Raw genomic sequence first — 443 nt, forward strand, 5'->3', positions numbered from 1 at the left:
ATTAATGTTTTAGCAAGTACAACACGTTTTTGTTGTCCGCCGGATAATTCTTTAATGTATTTAGTAGTATCATGTATACCTAGTTTTGAGAGGATTGTTTTAATTTCAGCGTTATAGTCCCAAGCATCATGTTGATCCATAGCATCTTGCGCATCCATCATTCGCTTGAACAATTTATCACTTTGGTCATCCGCATAAGCTTGTACTGCCTGCTCATATTGCTTGATGATGCGTAAAATTGTTGTATCAGAACTTAATACTGCATCAAAAACTGTCATATCTTCATTAAGGTCCTGTTTCTGAGACGAATATCGAATTCGATATTGATTTGGATGCATAACATTGGCTGTAAAATCATCATCAATACCACCAATTACTTTTAACAACGTACTTTTCCCTGTACCATTTATGCCCACCAAACCTATTTTTTCACCTTCTGAAAT

1 protein-coding gene is annotated in these 443 nt (G+C 35.2%); it reads right to left on the minus strand.

All coding sequences use genetic code 11. The annotated features are described in order from the left end of the window. Positions 1-443 (minus strand): ATP-binding cassette domain-containing protein (locus tag D7V93_RS44085; protein WP_208723392.1); only part of this gene is annotated, 443 nt, incomplete at both ends.

Origin of the sequence: Corallococcus llansteffanensis (assembly GCF_003612055.1) — a bacterium.
In the GTDB taxonomy this organism is placed as follows: domain Bacteria; phylum Myxococcota; class Myxococcia; order Myxococcales; family Myxococcaceae; genus Corallococcus; species Corallococcus llansteffanensis.